This window comes from Methanobacterium sp. BRmetb2, assembly GCA_003491285.1.
In the GTDB taxonomy this organism is placed as follows: domain Archaea; phylum Methanobacteriota; class Methanobacteria; order Methanobacteriales; family Methanobacteriaceae; genus UBA117.
In genome coordinates this window covers 2130510-2147670 of the sequence record CP022705.1, presented here as the reverse complement: position 1 = coordinate 2147670, position 17161 = coordinate 2130510, and the positions used below count along the sequence as shown (strand labels likewise).

The following is a 17161-nucleotide window of genomic DNA, read 5'->3' as shown; positions in this document are numbered from 1 at the left end:
TCATGAACCTAATCCCGAACTCACTTTTTATTAAGTAAATAACTAAACTATACTCTTAATTTAAGAATAATGACTTCCTTAAATAATCAAAAAAATATAATTAGCCTCCAAAAGTTTCTTTAACCTTCTTTAACTCCTCTTTAATATTGATCATCTGCGGGCACATTTTTTCACATTCACCACATTCTATACAATTGGAAGCCCGCTCTTCATCTTTAAGTAGAACAAAATAGTGCATGCTCTCATTTTCTTTATCTTCATAGACATGTGCATTGTTGTAGTGCATGAAACACTTAGGAATGTTAATTCCCTCAGGACAGGGCATACAGTAGCCGCAAGCAGTGCAGTCTACCATGATCCTTTCTTTGTAGGCCATTTTAACATCTTTAATGAGAAATTTCTCATCTTCAGATAATGATCCCGGTAAGCCTTCATCTGCATATTTTAGATTATCTTTAACCTGTTTGAGTGTAGACATTCCACTTAACACCACATCCACATCTGGATTGTCCCATATATATCTAAGGGCCCATTCTACAGGTTTTCTTTTGGTTTCCGCCTGGTCCCATATCGATTGTATATCATTGGGAATGTTAACCAGTGCTCCTCCCCGGAGGGGTTCCATTACCATTACCCCTAAACCCTGAGATGCAGCATATCTGATACCTTCCCTCCCGGCCTGGTAGTTTTCGTCCATAAAATTGTACTGCACCAGGGTCATATCCCAATTATAGATGTCTACCATTTCCATGAAGAATTCCAGTTCATCATGAAAAGAAAAACCAGTGTATTTTATTTTGCCACTGGATAAAGCCTCGTCCAGAAATTCGAATACGTTTGCTTTTTCTAATTGGGGCCAGTATTTCTGATTCAGATTGTGTACCATATAAAAATCGATGAACTCTGTTTGTAGATTTTTTAATTGCTCCTCCAAATAGTAATCCAAATCTTCCTTTTTTTCTATGTTCCAGCTGGGGATCTTGGTGGAAAGATACACCTTCTCCCGGTATCCATCCTTTAGAATTTCACCCAGAAAAGGTTCACTTGCTCCATTATGGTAAGGGTACCCTGTGTCCACATAGTTTACGCCATGGTCTATGGCATGGTAGAGCATTTCTGTTGCTTGAGGTTTGTCAATCACCTCTGATTTTTTGTCTAAGGTAGGGAGCCTCATACATCCAAAGCCCAATATAGATACGTCCAGGCCAGTTTTTCCAAGTTTTCGATAAAGCATTATAATTCTCCAGTAATAAACTAAAAATAATTTATAATTTACATTAAGTTAAATTATATAATCTCATTCCGGTAATTTATATAAACCCATTTTTACTTTTTTAGCTTTTTACCAATGTTCCAAGCTTTCCCTAAATTTTCACCTACACTCCAGTACTGATTGTCCGGCATAGTTAAAAGCAGGGGATTAATCTTTTTAATATCTATTATACTGTCAGTTAAATACTCTTTTTCAGTGTAAACATTAATTATTTCGCCAATGAAAAGGTCGTTGGTGGCAAGTTCATGAACATCAACTAATTTACATTCCATAGATAATGGACACTCCTCAATCATGGGCGCATCTTTTAATTCTCCATAGAAGACAGTGAATATTTCTGATTTATCCCTATTTTTCCCAGAAACCAGTCCACAGAAATTTCTGATTGCTTAAATGAGTTTTGTTTACTCCTATAGCTAGAAGTGGAGGGTTTGCATTTATCCGGGTAATCCATCCCAACGCCATGAAATTAGCTTTATCTACATTTTTTGTTCCAAGTAATGTTACTGGCATGGGATAGATGAAAATATTTGGACTTATTTTTAGTTTGGACATTTTTTAACCTCTAATATTATTATTAAAATGAGTCATTTTATATTTTTTTAAAATGAAAAAGTAGTAATTATAAAAAGAAATAGGAACTACCTAAATTTAATTTTAGATAGAATATCTAATCTATCTGTTCATTCATTCTGGAAATTATACGTGCCAGGCTAATAATATCATCCCGATTGTGTTCAATAATAGGGATTAACGGCCCAATATTATCTGTTTCAAGATAAGTCTTATAAAAATCAGGTACCAATGATCCAGGCACATCTTCCACCCTTTCCATACCCAATAAATGCTCTTCAATAGTGGTTAACTGACAGTTTGGTAGATGGTTACCATAAAAGCGCCGGGAAAAATGTAGTAGATCAAGGTGGTGGTGATCCAATTTATGATCTATCTGAAAATAGTTCAAACGATCCTTAATATATGGAACATCAAAGCTGCGGCCATTAAATGTAACATAGACACGATTATCATTCATAGAATCCAGATGCGCAGCTAAAACTGCCGGTTCATCATTTAAATCCTTTAAAAGATACTGGTTTACTGTGATCTTATCACTGGATATTGAAGCTTCTCCCAACAGTATTATGGGCTGATTTTTCAGTCCTAAAGTTTCAATATCCATGAATATAAAATCTTCAATATCAGTGAAACTGCAAGTATTAAGCATTTGGGGATGAGACTGGCTGTACCTCTCACACAAAATTGAGGCAATGGTTTGGGCATCATATGACCTGATCATAGACAATACTTCCCCTGCAGCTCTCCCAAAGCGGGGGTGATTTTGCAGGTCTTCCAAATTATTATATCCGTCCAGTTTAAGCTTGTTCTCTTTGGAGTTCCCAATACCTTTGACCAGTTTAAGATCTGATATGAGACACTCCACTGCTTTTTCCTGGTTTTTTAGATAAAATTTTAGTTTATCTTCTGATTTAATATTGAAAACACTACCCTGACAGGTTTCAACTTCTTCTAAACCATCAAGATCCTCTAAATCAGTACCATCATATTGTTCCAGGAGCTTCTTTTTTAAATGATTAGGATCCATAATATAAATCTGCTAGTCTATCATTTATAGTAACCGTGGTTTTGGCATTTATTATTATATGAATAAATTTTTTATCCCACACTTTTACATAGATTTATCTATAAAATTAAATATAATCTTACATCTAATTATCAATAGAAGATCATAAAATCTCAAAAGATCATATACAGATCATTTTAACGTCCCTACTAAGTTTTTATCGACTATTTATCAGGGAAAGTTCATGAATCGTTAAGTTTAAGGTTTTAAAATGGATAATAAAAAAAGGTCGAATGAAAAATTTATATCTGAGTTGAAAAATTCAAAAAAGGAACTGGATACTGAGTTAAAAAACTCTAAAGATATCATTTCTAAATTAGAGGATAAATTAAAAAGACAGCAGAAAATTATCGACGTTTCTATTTTTAATGAACAATTTTTATCCCAAACTGCACAGGAATTGGTTGAACTAACTATAAATGATGATATTTATGACTTTATAGCCAATAAATTACATGAATTAATTGAAAACTCCATAATTGTAGTAAGCCTTTATGATACGTCCAGTGACAGTTTCACTGTTCGCAGTATCGTTGGAGAATATACTCAATTAAATGAATATTCCAAAAAATTATTTAAAACAGATATTTTAAATCTCAAAGTACCCATTACCTCCTTTAACCAGACGTACAATGAAGAAACACAAAATAAGATCCTGAAAGGTAAACTTCAGCTGGTGGATAAGGGATTGTATCAAATTATGTGTGGAAGATTGTCACAAGAAATGGCCAATCAAGCCGAAAAGGTTCTGGATATAGGTGACATTTATGGTACTGGTTTCCATTGGAGAGACCAGTTTTATGGTGCCGTCAATATTTTCCTCAAAAAAGGAGCAACATTAAACAACAAAAGATTAGTGCAGGCATTGATCCGACTATTTTCTGTGGCTCTGCAGAGGCGGAAAGCTGAAAAAGAATTCATTGAAACTGAAAAAACCTACCGTAATCTGCTGAGAGAGTCATTTGATGCATGGATTATTCATAGTCAAGGTGTTTTAATTGACGCAAACCCTGAAGCAGTTCATATTCTGGGGGCTGAATCCATGGAAGAATTTATAGGAAAACCTATCCTTGATTTTGTACATCCTGATTACCGGGAAATTGCAAAGAAAAGATCCAACAAGCTTTACACCCAGGGCGGCACGGTTCCGGTGATGGACGAAAAATTTTTAAAAATGGATGGAACCCCGGTACCTGTACTGGTAGTGGCCACATCTCTTAAATATAAAGGAAAAAACGCAGTACAGGCAGTATTCAGAGATATGACTGATCGTGATAACCTAATGAGATCACTGCAACAGATCAGTGAAGAACTGAAACGGATTTTTCAATCATCTCCAGCAGCTATCATTGTATGTGACCTGGAGGGATATGTTACTAGTTGGAGTCCAGCTGCCAAGAAGATTTTTGGATGGACTCAAGAGGAAGTCTTGGGAAAGATCAATCCTACAGTTCCCAAACAATATCATTCACTTTTTTATGAACAGATAAATAAATTAGAAAAAGGGATAACATTTCCCATTATGGAAGTAAATCCAGAAACCAAAGATGGAACATTATTAACCATGTCATTATCATTGTCACCGCTTTATGGTATAGATGGAAAGGTGGAAGGTGCACTGGCAATCATGACAGATATAACTGAACAAAAACAGGCTCAGATCAGGCTTAAAGAATCAGAAATTCGGTACCGTACCATATTTGAAAATACTGGTGCTGCGACCATATTGTTTAATACCGAAGGCTTGGTTACTCTGGCCAACTCTGAAATGTCAAAGTTAATGGGATATAAAAAAGAAGAGATAGAGGGTCAAAAAAAGTGGATGAACTTTGTACATCCTGATGATCTCCCTATGATGTTGGAATACAACCAGAAAAGGAATATTGACCCATTATCAGTGCCTAATACCTATGAAACCAGAATTATTGATTCTGGAGGAAAAATTCATTACGTTAGAATAACCGTGGACAAAATACCGGGCATGGACGAATATGTTTCATCTGTGGTGGATATAACCTACCTCAAAAATGCTTACCATGAACTGGAAGAAAGTGAAAACCGATTCCGTTCCTTGTTTGAAAATAATCCAGTACCCTATCAGAGCCTGAACCAGGATGGAGAATATGTCGAATTAAATGAACCCCTATGTCATTTATTAGGATATGAAAAAGAGGAACTAATGGGTAGATCCTTTGAAAACTTTCTGTCCCCTGAAACTCATTCTGGATTCACAAAACGGTTTAACAATTTAATTGATAAAGGTTATGTTAATAATGAGGAATTGGAACTTTTAAATAAAGAAGGTAGTAAAAAAACAGTTATCTTAACTGGCCGGGTTCAGCGTGATCCTAAAACTTGTGAGTTCATCCGTACCCACTGCATTCTCAACGATATTTCAGAACGTAAACACATGGAAAACCAGTTAAAAAAGTCCCTGGATGATAAAGAAATGCTCTTAAAAGAAATCCACCACCGGGTGAAAAACAATTTAATGATCATATCCAGTCTTTTAAACCTGCAATCAGTGTCCATAAAGGATGAAAAAGCCCGGGGAGTTTTCAAAGAAAGTCAAAACAGGGCAAGATCCATGGCCCTCATACACGACAGACTTTACAGGTCCACTGACCTTAAAAGGATCAACTTCGGCGACTATATAAGGAATTTAACCAATGAACTATACCATACCTACGTCCTGGATATTCAAAGGGTTAAACTGGTACTTAATGTGGAAGATGTCATGATTGACATTAACAGTGCAGTACCTTTAGGTTTGATTGTCAATGAATTGGTGGCCAATGCTATGAAATACGCCTACCCTGAGGGCGAAAGCGGTAAGATCCAGATATGTTTCCATAAAGATGATGACCTATACATTTTAAGAGTGAAAGATGACGGTGTGGGTATACCTAAAGACCTGGATATTTCAAAGGTTAAAACATTAGGACTGCAACTGGTAACCAATCTAACTCAGCAGATTGATGGTGAAATGGAATTAAATAGGGAGCATGGGACTGATTTTGAAATAACATTTGAGGAATCAAAGTTTTCTAAGTAACATTTTTTTTATTCAGATAATTCAAGGGGGGATGAAATGGAAAATAAGGATAAACTAATTATAGGACTTATATTGGTAATTGTGTTTTTAGGGGCAGGATTAGGTTTAACTACATTCTTAATGCAGAATAGCCCTTCAGGCCAAACAAACAATTCCATTCCTAATTCAAATAGCACTAATCAAACCGATGTGGCAGGGGAAACCAATAATAAAGCTCAAATATGCAGTTATTGTAAAGGCACAGGAGTGATAAAGACTCCAATTTATACTATGGAACCCTGTGATGACTGTGATGGTACTGGTGTTAAATATTGGCCGGGTGGATGTGAAACCTGCAGCATCTGCAATGGAGAGGGTAAACTTAAAGTTAAAAGTTATAAAACAGAAAAATGTAACCACTGTGGTGGAGACGGATATATTTAAAACATGTAATGCAATTACAATTAAGAGTATAGGTGATAATTTATGGACAATAAAGAAAAAGTGATAAAAGCCTTCAGAGAATCAGAAAAACCTTTAAATGCAACAAAAGTAGCCAAAATTTCTGGTATTGACAAGAAAGAAGTGGACAAGATCATGAAAGATCTTAAAAAGGATGAGACCATAATTTCTCCTAAGAGATGTTATTGGGCTTTGAAAGAGTAGAGATTGTTAAAACCGCATTTCATCTATATTTATTTTTTATTTTTAAAAATTATATTTTGCACTAATACTAACTTATCTTACTTGATTCTATTTAATGATTTTATTAACCTTTACTAAAGATAGTTTGCCCTTTTTTAAACACTTTCAACTGCCCACTACTAAAAGATTTCCATTCTTCATCAGTTAGAGGGTGGCTGGCAATGATATAACCCTTCTGATAGGGTGTTTCTTGTTGACTTAAATCAATTTGATAATCTTCATCTGATAAATTTACAGGACCAAATGGTGCCTTACGGTTCAAGTAACGCAGGCCATTATAACCATTTTCATCATGGTAACAAAATAAGTGAATGCCGTCAGAGAATATACAGTTAAAATTCCCATAGTCATTAATTGTTCTAAGCTCCCTCCACAGCCAATCAAAACCTTCACTACTATTTAACTGGATCTCTTCATTATGGATACGGTTAAGTAGATGGCAGAAGATTGCCTCAGAATCAGTTGAACCTACAGGTTTATAGTTGTAAGTTATAAAATCATTTTCATATCCTTTGATAGTACCATTATGTGCAAAAACATAATCCCCACCATTTAATTCCCGCTGAAAAGGATGGGTATTTTGATAATTTGTTTCAACTACGCTGTTGCGGCGTACATGGGCTAAGATAATATTGGATTTTATCTGAGGATAAGTTTGAACAAACTGAGAAAGAGTACTTTCACCAGCTTTTAATGGTTCTTTCATAATTTGGCAGGATCCATTTGGATAAAAAGCCAGGCCCCAACCATCTGGATTATTTGTACCTCTATTTCTAAAACCCTTAAAGGAGAAGGAAGGATCTATTTGATAGTTGAAATTTAAACCTAATAATTCACACAAATTAATACCTCTAATTATTATTTGGTATGTGATGAGCATGGAATTTATCTTAATATTATATCACAAGTATTCTATCCATGTTCTCTTTAATATATCATTCTAAACAAGTGCTTTAAATAGTATGCACCCGGCCTCAATAATTTGAATATACCCCAATTTTGATAGAAAATATAGTAGTCAAATATATAATAAATAAGAAACAGAAAAGGTAGTCAGTAAGATAGTCATAATGTGGTTAAATGTTCCAACCCCAATTCTCTTACAATAATAAAATAGTAAACAATCTACTGGATATTTATTCTAAAAATGATTTCATAGCCAATGCACCGTTAGTAATGGATATGAAAATTTCACTACAAAGAGATGCTCTACTTAAAACTGCTCATCATTCTACCTCAATAGAAGGTAATCCACTTTCCTTAGATGATGTTAAAGAGTTATCACAGGGTCATAAAATATCAGCCCAGAAAAAGGCTAAACAGGAAGTTATAAACTACATTAAAGTACTAAAAAACTTGGATAAATACCATGAAAAAGGGATAATAACCGGAAAATCCCTTCTAAAATTGTTTGATGATATAACTTTTCATACACTAGACTGTGCCTATTTTGGTGCAGGTTATAGAAATATTCAGGTTAATGTGGTTAATAATCTGAAAGAAGTGGTATTTACTCCACCACAGCCTGATGAGATTGAAGAGTTAATGACTGATTTTATTAGGTGGCTGAATAATTTGGATGATTTGAATCCAGTTATTGCAGCAGGGATTGCCCATTTTGAATTGGTTAGGATTCACCCCTTTGTGGATGGTAATGGACGTACTGCTCGGGCTCTAACTGCATTAATCCTCTACCTCAACAAATTTGGGGTTAGTCAATTTTTCACCATAGACGATTTTTATGATGAGGATCGGGCCGCTTATTATAATGCTCTTAACCAAGTAGATTTGGAAACAATGGATCTTACTCCCTGGCTTGAATACTATTTAGAAGGATTTTTATATTCTATTTCTAAAGTTGAAAAACAGATATTACTTTCTTCTCCCCCAAATAAAATTAATCAAATCCGTCTTACAAAAAAGCAGATGAAAATACTTGAATATATCCATCTTAACGGCACTATTTCTAATAAAGAAGTTCAAAATTTGCTGGGTATATCCCGACAGGGAGCCTATAAATATCTTCACAAGTTGGTTAATTTAGGTATTCTAAAAAAAGAAGGTGGTAGTAGATCCACCTATTATATACAGTTGTCAAATAAGTAGTCAAAATGTAGTCAAATATGTTTGAATACCTATTTAAATCCATTAATTATTTTACCTGCCTTATCACACCAGCGATAGTTTTCAAGAGAATAGGACCATCCATCACTGCCTGGTGCAGAAGATAATTGGGCCTTAAATAAAATTTATAAAAGGCCTTTTTCTGAAGATCTTTAAGATCCTCCAGGGAACAGTCCACTGTATCTAGTATAGGGTTAATCAGGGTGTATTTAGACCAGTCTTTAACTTTGATCATCTTCTCTTCAAAGGCCTGCTGATAAAATCTGGTACCTGGATATGGGGTGGCCAGTGAAAAAATTGCATAGGAAGGTTTCAATTCTTTAACGAAATTTATAGTTCTTTTAATGTTTTCATGGGTATCACCAGGCATTCCCAGCACCACAGAGGCTATGGTGCGTATTTTTTCTTTACGGGAAATTTCAAATGCATTTCTAATCTTTTCGATAGTGGTCTCTTTATTTACCCCATCAAGTATTTGCTGATCCGCAGATTCCACACCTAAAAAAATAGCTATACATCCTGCTTCCTTCATCTCTTTTAATAGTTCCTCATTAAGAGTATCAACCCTAGAAGCACAACCCCAAAACACCTTCAACTCTCTTTTTTTTATCTCTGCACATATCTCATGGACTCTACTTTTGTGGATGGTAAATGTATCGTCCATAAAAGCAATGGTTTCAACATTAAAGTCATCAACAAGGTGTTCCATTTCATTTACAATACTCTTTGCAGATCGCAACCGAAGTTTAGGTCCGTGCAAAGCAGCAGAAGCACAGAAAGAACACTGCATAGGACAACCTCGACTGGTTATCATAGTGGACATGCGGGTCTTCATGTTAAGCAGTTTATAATGATCCATGGGTAAAAGGTGTCGAGCTGGGAATGGCAGGCTATCCAGGTCTGTAATAAGGGGGCGGGCTGGTGTTACTACATTATCATAAGCAATCCCTTTAACATTTGAAAGATCTCCACCATTTTCCAGAGTCTGTACCAGTTCCAGTAAGGTCTCCTCTCCTTCTCCCCTTATTACCAGATCTACAGAGTCATTTTCTAATACTGAATCATAATTGAAACTGGGATGATAACCACCCATCACTACCAGTGTATCCGGACAAACCTTTTTGGTTATTTCAGCTGTTTTAAATGCCTGATCAATGGTGGGAGTTAAGGCAGTGATGGCCACTAACTGGGGTGAAATTTTCTGCATTTGATCTTCTAGATCGTTCCAAGTCATATCCAATGCAGAAGCATCCACAATCTTAACTTCTACACCACTTTCTTCAAGAACAGCAGCCATATAGGCCAGACCCAGGGGAGGTGCTACAACTCCCATAAATTTATATTTTGAATTGGTTTGGGGTGGATTTATCAACGTAACTTTCATGGTTTCACCAATGTTTTGATTTTTAATAAAAGGAAATTAATAACAAGAAGAAAGGTGAAAAGTGTCTGCAACAGTTAGATTGTAACAGTTATAATAAAGGATTGGTTTAGAATTTTAAATTCCCAATATAACGATGAAAAAAATGTAAATAAGATAATAAATATACAATTGCAATAAATATAATTAAAGAATATTATATATAAAGATTTCCAATTAATAAACTTATTATAAATACTCTAAAAAAAGTGATCTTATGAGCGATTGGGTAGAAGTTAAAAAAAATGATGAAGAGAAAGAAAAAGATAACATGTGGGATCCCAGCAGTATGGGAGACTCCGTCCAGGGGATATACATTGAAAAAGAAGAAAATATAGGTCAGTACAAAAGCAACCTCTACACCCTGAAAAACAAAAATGGTGAAATTAAATTCTGGGGGTCTACTGTACTGGACAATTTAATGGATAAAGTTCCTTTTGGGAGTGAAGTTCGAATAACCTACATGGGTAAACAACCATCAAAAACAGGCAAACAAGCCTGGAAAGATTTTAAAGTTGAATACAGGCAAGCATAATAAATTTAATTACATTTTATAATCGTGTTTGGATTAAACTCAAGAGATATTTAAAAAAACATAGTATGATTTTTTTAAATCTTTTTTTTATTATTTAAAACCATAAATTCATTCTTTTAGGTAAAAATAGTTAAATATATTACCCAAAAAACTTATTTGAAAACATTACAATAAAATTAGCTTATTCTTTCTTCATATTCAATTTCATTAAATTCAATGGTGAATTTGGAGCCACTACTCTTGTCTAACTCAATTTGTCCATCAATTTGTTCTACCAGTGTATTAACCAGTTCCAATCCAAGAGTGGTAGAGTTTTTGAAATCTATTTCTGGGGGAATGCCTACACCATCATCTTCCACAGTGAGTAAGTTCTGGCCGTTAAAATTTTCTAATTTTATTGTGACATGGCCTTTGCTTTCTTTAGGGAAGGCGTGTTTTAGTATGTTGGAGACCAGTTCATTTATTATAAGGCCCAATGGAATGGCAGTTTCAATATTAAAATTAACATCTTTTATATCCAGATTGAGTTTGATTTTAGATGGATCCTGAGCATAAGAGTCAAATAATTGGGATATGAGGCGATTCACGTAACTTGAAAATGATATATGTGCGAAATCAGAAGATTCGTATAATTTTTCGTGGATCATGGCCATGGCTCTAACCCTGGTCTGAGTATCCCTGAAAAATCTTATAACTTCTTTATCGTGGATCTTGATGGCCTGTAAATTAAGGAGGCTAGATATGATCTGCATATTATTTTTAACCCGGTGGTGAATCTCACTTAAGAGAACATCTTTCTCTTTTAAGGATTTTTTAATTTCGTCATCTGCGATTTTTCGGTGGGTGATATCTGATACTAATGCCAGAGTACCTGTATACTCATTATTATTATAAAGTGGTGTGGTGGCTAAACTGGTATAAATTACTCCACCATTTTTACATCTAAACTCAAAATCTTGTCCCTTGATTACACGGGATTTTATACGATCCATCTCTTTTTTTACCAATTCAACATTTTTATCATCCATAAATGAGAATAAATGTTTTCCTATCATTTCATCCACAGAGTATCCTAACATATCTGCCATAGTGGAATTGACAAAATTCGTGTAACCTTTAGAATCAATAGTCCATATTCCTTCCTGTGCATTCTCAACAATAAGCCTATACTTCACTTCACTTTCCCTCAAAGCAGATTCTATTTTCTTTCTTTCTGTAATGTCCTGACCTATGCCAATATTTGTTCCATCGATCAACTCCACATTAGACCAGGAGGTATCTATGATCTCGCCATCTCGATTTTTTGTTTTAAAATATCCCCATTTACCTTCTGATTTTTTTATGAAATCAATTACATACTCTCTGTATTCATGATCAGGGTACATCTTTTTAAGTATATTAAACTGTGGAATCTCTTGCATGGACCATCCTAATATTTCCTCAAATCTTTTATTGAAATAGGTAAGATTTCCATCTCCATCGAGATAGGCAATCATAATAGGAGCATTGTCCAGTATAGTTTGTAAAATATCTTTTTGATGGGATAATTTTTTCTGGTACTCTTTAAGAAGGGTTATATCATGTGAAAACTCCAGTTTAGATATGCTGCCATCAGGATTTTTGAGGGGTGTATCTAAAACATCAAAGGTTTGGCCCGTTTTTTGGGAATAACACTCCCATTTAACAGTTTTACCCTGGAACACCTCATCATTAACACACCAAGGACATACAGATGTTCTATTATGAAGGTACTCATAACATTTCTTACCATTTATCGGCCCGAATTGCTTTAAAATAATTGGATTTGCATATTCTAGATGGTAATCCGGGTTGCAGATATATACCCCATCTTCCATACTATCCAGAATACTTTTCAACTTGTCCCTTTCATGGATCAGTTCATCTTTTATCTGTCTATTCTCTAAGAAATCCCCAAGTTTAAGGGCTAAATTGTTAATTAAATATCTTTCTTCTTTTAAAAAAGGATCTTCACCTTTGAATGGAAGTTTATCTGGATAAAAAATTTTCAATGACCCCATATTCTCTGCGTTTACCCTGATAGGTGATTTCAATTCCCAATTTGATTTTTGGAAGTTTTTGGATAGGAACACCTCGCCAAATATTTTAATCCTGGCACTGGCGTGTTGGGGGTATTGTAAACAGTTAACCAGTTCATTTACTATTTTATTAAAGACTTGATCTAGGGGAAGTTCTGTAGAAGATACAAACTCAGAAAGTTCGTTCATGGTTTTAAGGATTTTGAAACGAATTTTGAGGTCAGAGGTTAATTTTTTAAGTTTTAATTCGTTTATCTTTCGAGGTGTGATATCTCTTATAATAGCCTGCAAGATATATTCCTCTCCCACTTTTAAGCGATTTAGGGAAATTATTGTGAAAATTTTAGATCCGTCCATTTTCATATGCAGCCATTCAAAACTTTGAGATTCACCCTCCAGTGCAGCATTAATATATTCCATGGCCTTTTTTTTGGATTTTAATCCATCTTCCTGCCTTTCTGGAGACCAATTATAGGGCCTGCTGCCAATTAAATCTTCACCGGTTGCTCCAAAGATTTCCAGAGACTGTTGATTACACTCGATTATTTTATCTTTTCTCAGGAGAAATATTCCCTCAGCTGCATTATCAAAAAGGGTGTGATATTTTATTTCACTTTCTTCAACTAATCTTTCTGCTTCTTTTCTTTCTGAAATATCCTGAAATATGGAAAGACCATAGACTTTTCCTTTTAGTTCTATGACATTTGTTCGAAGTTCGCAGACAATCACATCCCCATCTGAATTTACTAATTCCAATTCAAGAGTATTTTTAACATCAGCAGATCTTTCTTCCAGTTTGTAGAGTTCATGTTTGGCAATCTCCCGGGATGAGATAGTCATGAAATCTATGAGATTTTTTCCCATTAAGTCGGATTCTGTAACTTTCAAGAGAGTACACATTCCAGGATTTACGTATTCTATCTTTCCAAAACGAGTTATTACCAATCCATTAACTATACCATCTGTAAAACTTCTGAACTTATTTTCACTATCCTTCAGTTCGTGGTTACGCTCTTGAAGTTTTTTCTGCTTCAGACCAGTTTCCCCAATAAAACTTGCCAGATCTTTTAAAAAAGTAATTCCTTCTTTTAAGTATTCCTCGCTGAATACAGGGACCTTAGATAGTGCTTTTAAATATTTTTCTTCATTAAATCCATATTTTGTTGCCTGTTTACGGAAAAATTCTATGTCTGGCTTTTCAAAAAGGAATTGGCCTGTGAAAAGATTGGCCACATGATTTCCATCAATATAAACAGGCACAGCAACATCAATTAATCCATTTTTACACATGTATATGGAATATTCCTCCCCTTTACTGAGGTTGTTTGAACAGGTGACGTCGCTTTCAATGCAATTTTTAAGAGAATTTTCATTGGCACGATGAAAATTGGTGCAGATGTCCTGCCATCCAGCAGCAATCCATGCACCGTCTTTAAGGGTTAAAATATCTCCCTGCAAATCAATAAGGGTAGATGGAATACCTGTGATTTTGTAAAAACTTTCCATTAAATTTTTAACCCTTTCACCATCAATTAATTTAGAAAATGAATAATTATTACTCGACATTTATCCCCCAATAAATATGTCCCATAATATCCCTTTCAATATTAAAACATCAGTTAATGTATAACAATACCTCTTATTAAAATTTTTCTGGTTAAACTTGTATTATTATATTATTGTAATATCAAAAGGTTTTATTTACAAATTTAATCAATTTTACCATCAAGAATTATAATCTATTCAAAATAATTTTTAGATAAAATTAAGCTTTCATAATAACCATTAGCTATTTTAATCCATTTATTAATTCTTAATGGTTTATGTGTTGGATTATCTTCTAAACAAATTACGTAAAATTATGGAAACGAACAACAACACAGACCATACTTCTAATCTTCCAATCCAGAAGTCAATGATAAAAACAATTTTTACTGCAGCTGGTGAAGAAGGAGTCAAAAGACCAGAAGAGAGCCCAACATTTCCCAAAGCTGAAGCAACCTCAAATATAACCATAGCTATGTCTTGGTAGAACATCATAACCACAATAACACTGGATATATAAATTGCAAGATATACAAATATGAATATGCCTATTGAGCGAAGTAAAGTATCTGAAACTTTTATATCTCTGACGTGATGAATTTTACGCACTGTTACAGCTTTAGATGGTAGTAAATAATCCTTGATCTGCCACCATACATTTTTAATGGAAACTGCAGTTCTAAGCCATTTTATACCACCACCAGTGGAACAGGATCCAGCTCCAATAAGCATCAAAAGCGTTAATAAAAAGGTTCCAAGACCAACCCATTTGGTTAAAACATCTTTAACAGCTGCAGTTTGAAGACCAGTGGTGGTTATAGCAGATACAGCCTGAAAAAAGGAATATCTTAGAGTTAAAAATATATTATCGCCGTAACTGTGATTTTTTAAAAGCATAAAAGTTATAAGTGCTGTTGATATTAATAATAAAATGTAAAGTAGTTTTGTTTCTATATCTTTAAAGTATTCCTTCCAATTACCCTTAAGTACAGTGTAGTGAAGTGCGTAATTGGTGGCTCCAATCATCATAATTATTATAGCAACTATCTCTATCCAGAAACTGTTGTAATAACCTAAACTGGTGTTGTGCATTCCAAATCCACCAGTAGATAATGTTGTGAAAGCATGGAATACAGAATCATATACTGGCATTCCTGCAGTTAAAAAGAGTATAAAACCGAATATGGTGAAACTGGTATAAATATAAAATATTATTCTGGTGGTATGTCTTATACTGGGGAGTATACGTTCTTCTCTGGCCTCGGCAATGTACATCCGCATAATATTTACGGATGGGGAGGAAAGGACTGTTAAAAGCAGTACTATGATGCCAATACCTCCCAGCCACTGCGTGAATGACCGCCAGAAGTTTAATGAATAACCAATAGTGTCTATGTTTGGGATCATACTAAATCCAGTAGTGGTAAAACCAGACATTGCCTCGAAATATGAGTCCAATAAAGATAGTTCACCAGATAAAAAATAGGGAAGTGCCCCTAAAGCGCTCACCAATAACCATATCCCAGTGGAGAATATCATAGCTGATTTTAGGGATATTTCTTTTTTATTCTCAAATAATTTAAAAAGAATTGCACCTATTACTAGACTTATAGCACTTGATATTAAAAAAGGAAGGATATAATTTCCCTCATTGTAAATTAAAGCCACAATTATAGGTAAAATTAAAGCGATACCTAATAAAATTAACACCCATCCTGTGTAATGAAAAATTGAATAAAGCTCTCTTCTATTCAATCTAAATGCAGCGTGCATCCCCTCACATCCAGACCTTTTAAATTATGTATTTAATTACCAACTGAAAAATCTTTAGTTTTAAGTAAATCCTCATAAAAATAGTTATAACTATTATTTATATCTTCCGACAATTTTTAGATAATAAAAATAATACTGAATAAAAAATTTGAGATAAAATCATTATTTCATATTCAAAAAGAGATATAACCTTAAATTTCGTTTATAAAGAATTAGACTGAGCATAATGCTTTAAATTAACTGCTAATTGAAATGTTTTATAAATAATAAAAATTAAATTATAGCCAGTTCACCGGCACTGGTTATTTCCAGTTTGTTCTGGGCAATGAATCCAATCTCTCTCAATTCTCGAATGTGATTGTAGGTCATTCCTCTGCTTATACCTACCTTTACTGCCAGATTTTTAACTGAAGTTTCCCCTTCTTTCATTTTCTCTAATATATCCTGCTTGGTAGGGGATATTCCAAAATTTAAAATAGGTAGATCTACCACTGCACCATCTTCTTCAGTGAGATATACTATTCTCTCCACGTGTTTGTGTCGGGCATAACTGCCAAACAGTGCACCAAGTGCCTGAGTTTTTCTTCCACCGCTCACATTTACTATGACTCTTTTCCCATTTGCAGTTTCAGTGTCAATGACATCTGCAGTGTCCTGTGCTATTTTTACCACATCATATATGCTGGTTATTTTAGCATCTATCCCTATAACCTTACCCACAGTTTCCATGAGCATTCGTTCAGATTCTTTTTTCTTTTCCGGTGCATCTTCTTCTCTTAAAAGAACCAATTTATCTGGTGAGAATTTTGTTATTGATGCCATAACTGGTTCTAGAGAGTAAATAGTTGATATTAATGTTAGTTCCATCCTTTCACATCCAATATCTTGCTTAATCATGTAAGTGTATTAGTTATAATAATACTGAGTGCTAAATAATTATGATAATCTTCATACTATTTAAAGTTATTTTTTTTATATGTTCATATTATTATATATAAATTGTTAGTAAGTCTGTAATTTTTCTATCTAGAGTTATAGTTTCATTATTTCTTT

12 protein-coding genes and 1 pseudogene are annotated in these 17161 nt (G+C 34.2%); 5 read left to right on the top strand and 8 right to left on the bottom strand.

Annotated features, from left to right (window positions below; all coding sequences use genetic code 11):
- Positions 1 to 100 precede the first annotated feature (100 nt).
- From CIT01_10790 to CIT01_10780, 3 genes and pseudogenes are all read right to left on the bottom strand, one after another.
- Complete coding sequence (locus CIT01_10790) at positions 101 to 1234, bottom strand: aldo/keto reductase (GenBank protein AXV38658.1); 1134 nt, start codon at positions 1232 to 1234, stop codon at positions 101 to 103.
- A gap of 92 nt (positions 1235 to 1326) precedes the next feature.
- Positions 1327 to 1828, bottom strand: a pseudogene (locus CIT01_10785) (flavin reductase).
- 115 nt (positions 1829 to 1943) lie between these two features.
- Positions 1944 to 2876: an exonuclease gene (locus tag CIT01_10780; protein AXV38657.1), complete on the bottom strand. Its 933-nt coding sequence runs from the start codon at positions 2874 to 2876 to the stop codon at positions 1944 to 1946.
- A 250-nt stretch (positions 2877 to 3126) separates the two neighbouring features.
- Between CIT01_10780 and CIT01_10775 the strand changes: the two genes are divergently transcribed.
- Genes CIT01_10775 through CIT01_10765 form a run of 3 tightly spaced genes read left to right on the top strand, consistent with a single transcriptional unit; the run spans position 3127 to position 6615 of the window.
- Complete coding sequence (locus CIT01_10775; protein ID AXV38656.1) at positions 3127 to 5970, top strand: hypothetical protein; 2844 nt, start codon at positions 3127 to 3129, stop codon at positions 5968 to 5970.
- Between the two features lie 36 nt (positions 5971 to 6006).
- The gene (locus CIT01_10770; protein AXV38655.1) at positions 6007 to 6393 is read left to right on the top strand and encodes a hypothetical protein; all 387 of its coding nucleotides are present in this window, start codon (positions 6007 to 6009) and stop codon (positions 6391 to 6393) included.
- A 42-nt stretch (positions 6394 to 6435) separates the two neighbouring features.
- A complete protein-coding gene (locus CIT01_10765; protein ID AXV38654.1) occupies positions 6436 to 6615 on the top strand; it encodes a MarR family transcriptional regulator in 180 nt (59 codons plus the stop codon).
- A 103-nt stretch (positions 6616 to 6718) separates the two neighbouring features.
- Here the strand turns inward: CIT01_10765 and CIT01_10760 are convergent, their stop codons facing one another.
- The gene (locus tag CIT01_10760; protein AXV38653.1) at positions 6719 to 7534 is read right to left on the bottom strand and encodes a hypothetical protein; all 816 of its coding nucleotides are present in this window, start codon (positions 7532 to 7534) and stop codon (positions 6719 to 6721) included.
- 200 nt (positions 7535 to 7734) lie between these two features.
- Between CIT01_10760 and CIT01_10755 the strand changes: the two genes are divergently transcribed.
- Positions 7735 to 8760: a cell filamentation protein Fic gene (locus CIT01_10755; GenBank protein AXV38652.1), complete on the top strand. Its 1026-nt coding sequence runs from the start codon at positions 7735 to 7737 to the stop codon at positions 8758 to 8760.
- Positions 8761 to 8806: 46 nt separating this feature from the next.
- On the opposite strand, the gene CIT01_10750 is transcribed toward CIT01_10755, so the two are convergent.
- Complete coding sequence (locus CIT01_10750) at positions 8807 to 10162, bottom strand: B12-binding domain-containing radical SAM protein (GenBank protein ID AXV38651.1); 1356 nt, start codon at positions 10160 to 10162, stop codon at positions 8807 to 8809.
- 253 nt (positions 10163 to 10415) lie between these two features.
- Between CIT01_10750 and CIT01_10745 the strand changes: the two genes are divergently transcribed.
- Positions 10416 to 10733, top strand: a complete 318-nt coding sequence (locus tag CIT01_10745) for a hypothetical protein (GenBank protein AXV38650.1) — start codon at positions 10416 to 10418, stop codon at positions 10731 to 10733.
- A gap of 176 nt (positions 10734 to 10909) precedes the next feature.
- On the opposite strand, the gene CIT01_10740 is transcribed toward CIT01_10745, so the two are convergent.
- From CIT01_10740 to CIT01_10730, 3 genes are all read right to left on the bottom strand, one after another.
- Positions 10910 to 14356 carry a hypothetical protein gene (locus tag CIT01_10740; protein AXV38649.1) on the bottom strand — a complete coding sequence of 1149 codons (3447 nt, stop codon included), beginning with the start codon at positions 14354 to 14356 and terminating at the stop codon, positions 10910 to 10912.
- A 267-nt stretch (positions 14357 to 14623) separates the two neighbouring features.
- Positions 14624 to 16108 carry a cation transporter gene (locus CIT01_10735; protein ID AXV38648.1) on the bottom strand — a complete coding sequence of 495 codons (1485 nt, stop codon included), beginning with the start codon at positions 16106 to 16108 and terminating at the stop codon, positions 14624 to 14626.
- Positions 16109 to 16381: 273 nt separating this feature from the next.
- Positions 16382 to 16975, bottom strand: a complete 594-nt coding sequence (locus tag CIT01_10730; protein ID AXV38647.1) for a CRISPR-associated transcriptional regulator Csa3 — start codon at positions 16973 to 16975, stop codon at positions 16382 to 16384.
- Positions 16976 to 17161 lie beyond the last annotated feature (186 nt).